At 63.8% G+C, this 318-nt stretch carries 1 pseudogene; it reads left to right on the forward strand.

Annotation, left to right across the window (positions count from 1 at the left end):
- Positions 1-96: 96 nt before the first annotated feature.
- A pseudogene (locus HWY30_RS40975) lies at positions 97-318 on the forward strand (methyl-accepting chemotaxis protein); the annotation flags it as partial.

Here is a 318-nt window from a genome sequence, read left to right on the forward strand (position 1 = left end):
CCGGACAGTCCGCCGGCGCCACACGGCGCGCCCATACACATGCCACTTCGCACGGCAGCCCTGCGCGGTTTCCATTCATTTGCACGAGGACTCAGGATGCACAAGCTCAGTTTTACGCAGAAGCTTTGGCTGCCGTTGATCATCAGCCTCGTCGCGTTGCTCGCTGTCTCCGTATCGGCGGCGTGGCAGTCGCGCGAGACGCGCATCGAAGAACGTAAGCACGACCTCACGAACATCGCGCACGTCGGACTCAGCATCGTGACGGAGTATGCGGCGCTGGCGCAAAGCGGCGCGTTGCCGGAGGCGGATGCCCGCAAG

Source organism: Paraburkholderia tuberum STM678, from assembly GCF_902833905.1.
In the GTDB taxonomy this organism is placed as follows: Bacteria; Pseudomonadota; Gammaproteobacteria; order Burkholderiales; family Burkholderiaceae; genus Paraburkholderia; species Paraburkholderia tuberum.